The sequence below is a fragment of the Rhodococcus sp. ENV425 genome, from assembly GCF_002887785.1.
GTDB classification, from domain to species: domain Bacteria; phylum Actinomycetota; class Actinomycetes; order Mycobacteriales; family Mycobacteriaceae; genus Rhodococcus; species Rhodococcus aetherivorans.
The window spans coordinates 1-3,268 of the sequence record NZ_PCZU01000037.1 but is presented as its reverse complement, the minus strand read 5'-3'; the positions used below and the strand labels follow the sequence as shown (position 1 = coordinate 3,268).

At 69.3% G+C, this 3,268-nt stretch carries 4 protein-coding genes; 1 reads left to right on the top strand and 3 read right to left on the bottom strand.

Going from position 1 to position 3,268, the window contains the following annotated elements; translation table 11 throughout:
* Both CQZ88_RS30365 and CQZ88_RS02565 read right to left on the bottom strand, forming a co-directional pair.
* Positions 1-387, bottom strand: a 387-nt coding sequence (locus CQZ88_RS30365) for a 4-hydroxyphenylacetate 3-hydroxylase N-terminal domain-containing protein (protein ID WP_308410777.1), incomplete at its 3' end; no start/stop codon positions are given.
* A 31-nt stretch (positions 388-418) separates the two neighbouring features.
* The gene (locus CQZ88_RS02565; protein ID WP_044476278.1) at positions 419-991 is read right to left on the bottom strand and encodes a flavin reductase family protein; all 573 of its coding nucleotides are present in this window, start codon (positions 989-991) and stop codon (positions 419-421) included.
* A 237-nt stretch (positions 992-1,228) separates the two neighbouring features.
* Here CQZ88_RS02565 and CQZ88_RS02560 point away from each other — a divergent pair, with 237 nt between their 5' ends.
* A complete protein-coding gene (locus CQZ88_RS02560) occupies positions 1,229-2,173 on the top strand; it encodes an AraC family transcriptional regulator (RefSeq protein ID WP_050035677.1) in 945 nt (314 codons plus the stop codon).
* 78 nt (positions 2,174-2,251) lie between these two features.
* Here the strand turns inward: CQZ88_RS02560 and fgd are convergent, their stop codons facing one another.
* Positions 2,252-3,265 carry a glucose-6-phosphate dehydrogenase (coenzyme-F420) gene (fgd, locus tag CQZ88_RS02555; RefSeq protein WP_102799210.1) on the bottom strand — a complete coding sequence of 338 codons (1,014 nt, stop codon included), beginning with the start codon at positions 3,263-3,265 and terminating at the stop codon, positions 2,252-2,254.
* Between the last annotated feature and the right edge of the window lie 3 nt (positions 3,266-3,268).

Genomic DNA, 3,268 nt, shown 5'->3' with positions numbered 1-3,268 from the left:
CATCCGCGCCCAGGTGGCGATGGCGTCGCGGTCGGCTCGCAGGTCGTCGGCGGACTTCGGGGTGCGGAAGAACGGCATGGTCACCCCGCCGTTGCCGGTGTCGGTGGGACAGGTGAGGGTGCCGACGTGCTCGCCGGTGTGCAGCGAGTCGTAGAGGCGCGCCGTCATGCGGATGGAGTTGCGGAACGCCGGATGGTTGGTGAAGTCCTTGACGCGCTCGCCGTGCAGGTAGATTTCGCGACCGTCGTCGATCGACGCGATGTACTCGTCGCCGGTCATCGGCCGCGAGGCGAAGGTCTGCTGCTGATTGGCCGGGTGGTCCGCGGCGACGTTCACCTTCGACCGGTCGACGGTGCCGGTAGCGGGGGCTGCTTCGGTGGTGGTCATGGTCTTCCCTTCGAAAGAGGTGGGAGCGGGGTCAGGAGGCAGTGCGGGCGAGCTGCGAGGGCAGTGGGGTGAATGTGGTGGTGGCGTCGAACCATCCGCTGTGCGGATCGTCGAGGCACCCGTTCCACGCGGTCGAGCCGGACCGGTCCCCGAGGTCGTGGAAGGTGCTGCGGAAGAACAGGAGCGGGTCCTTCTCGGCGTCGACGGAGGCGTCGACGATCTCGCCGACGAAGATGACGTGGTCACCGCCGTCGTATTCGGCCCACGGGCGGCAGATCAGGGTGGCCGCGTTGCCGAGGAGGGCGGGTGCGATTCCGGTGTCGTCCCATGTCGGCGCGACGGCCTGCGGTCTGCCGGCGAAATGCAGTGCGGTGGAGAGCTGGTCGGCCGCCAGGATGTTCACGGCGAACGGCGCGTCGTCGAGGTAGCCGCACGCCTTCGACGTCCGCGTCAGCGTCACCTGGCACAACCTCGGCTCCAGCGAGATGGCGGTGAAGGCCGTGACCGTGGCCCCGTGCGGGGTGCCCTCGGCGTTGGCGCACGTGACCACAGTGACCCCGCTGGCGAACTGACCGAAGATGTTGCGAAGTGCTCGCTGGTCCATGAGGAGACCGCCTTTCTGCACGATGTGCGATCGCAGGTCGATCCGGAACGAGAACCAACGTATGACCCGGATCACACTCCGTCGATCCGCATTGCGAAGGTGCGATCCGCATTGCGAAGCGGGCTCGGAACGCACCGGATCATCCGGGCGGCACGTGACCGTCGTCACAGTACGGTGCTAGCGTGGGGAGCTGCCCACATACCGGCACGGCACCAGTTGGGAGGGTTGGAAGGGCGAATGCGAGCACCGGAAAGCCGCGGCTTCACGGACTGGGACGAAGTGCACGACGTGGTGTCCCAGGCGTACTTCCCGCACCAGCTGACGCTCCTCAGCCGCGGGCCCGCCGCCCGCACGTCGCTGGAATCGACCCAGCTCGGCGCCGCGCGGCTGGCGCGGATCGGCTTCGGCGTGGACGTGTCGATCCGTTCCGAGCATCCCGGCGCGTACGGCATCAATATTCCCCTGACCGGGCATCTGGTCACCGCCGTCGGCCGCGACGAGGTCGTGTCGGCTCCCGGGCTGGCGACGGTCTGCCCACCCGACACCCCCACCGTCATTACCCGGTGGAGCAGTTCGTGCGAGATCATCGGGTTCAAGGTCGACCGCGACTACATGCAGCGCGAGATGGACCGCCTGCTCCCCCGTCCGGGTAGGCAGCTGCCCGCGCAGCTGGATCTGCGGGCGGGAGCGGGGGCCGACTGGCTGCGCCTCGTCCGAGCGGTCGCCGACGAGTCGCTGCGGGACAACGTCCTGCTGCGCAGCGGCCAGGTGGCCGAACAACTTTGCCGCGCCGTCACGACCGCGCTCGTGCTCGCCGCCGCACCGGACGACGGTGACGGCCCGACCGGGGTGCGGCCACGGATCGTCAAACGGGTGATGGACGCGGTCCAGCAGGATCCGGCGCGCCCGTGGACCGCCGCGGAGATGGCCGAGCTCGTCGGCGTCAGCGTCCGCCGCATCCAGCAGGGCTTCCGCGAGTGCGTCGGCATGACGCCGATGGAGTATCTCGCCGACGTCCGGCTCGAGCGGGTGCACACCGATCTGTCCCGAAGCGATTCCAGTGCAACGGTATCCGATGTCGCCCTCCGCTGGGGCATCATGCACACCGGGCGGTTCGCCGCCGCGTACCGGCGCAAGTTCGGCGCCAGCCCGTCCGAGACGCTGCGCGGCGGGACCGCCTGACCTACAGGCGACGTCGTCGCCGGTGTGTCCTTCGGGCGGCTGGAACAGCCCAAAGGACGCACCGGCGGCGCAGCCGCGTCAGGCCAGCGCGCGCAGGCGCGGCGCGAGGTCGCGCTCGAACAGGTCGAGGAAGCGCCGCTGATCGTGCCCCGGCGCGTGGAACACCAGATGGTTCAGCCCCGCGTCGACATACGCCGCGACCTTCTCCACCGCCTCGTCCGGATCCGACGCCACGATCCACCGCCTGGCCACCTGCTCGATCGGCAGCGCATCGGCCGCCGCCTCCATCTGCACCGGATCGTCGATGCTGTGCTTCTGCTCCGCCGTCAGCGACAACGGCGCCCAGAACCGGGTGTTCTCCAGCGCCCGCTCCGGATCGGTGTCGTAGGAGATCTTGATCTCGATCATCTTGTCGATCGCCCCGGCGTCCCGCCCGGCCTTGCCCGCACCCTCGGCCACCGCCGGCAACAACTTCTCGGTGTAGAGCTCCATCCCCTTACCCGAGGTGCAGATGAACCCGTCCCCCGCCCGGCCCGCATACCGCGCCCCCACCGGACCCCCCGCCGCGATGTACACCGGGATCCCGCCCTCGGGCACGTCGTAGATCGACGCCCCCTTCGTGGTGTAGTACTCCCCGTCGAAGTCGACCCGCTCCCCGGTCCACAACTCGCGCATCAACGCCACCGACTCCCGCAACCGCGCGAACCGCTCCTTGAACTCCGGCCACACCCCCGCATACCCGGTGGCGATCTCGTTGAGCGCCTCCCCGGTGCCGACCCCGAGCATCACCCGCCCCGGATACAGGCACCCCATCGTCGCGAACGCCTGCGCGATCACCGCCGGGTTGTACCGGAACGTCGGGGTCAGCACCGAGGTCCCCAACTGCAACCGCGAGGTACGCTCACCCACCGCGGTCATCCACGCCAACGAGAACGGCGCATGCCCCCCGTTGTGCCGCCACGGCTGGAAATGATCCGACACCGTCGCCGAATCCATCCCGTGTTCCTCCGCCAGCACCGCCAGCTCCACCAGCTCCCGCGGCCCGAACTGCTCCGCCGACGCCTTGTACCCCAACTTCAGACCCTGCGACACCAC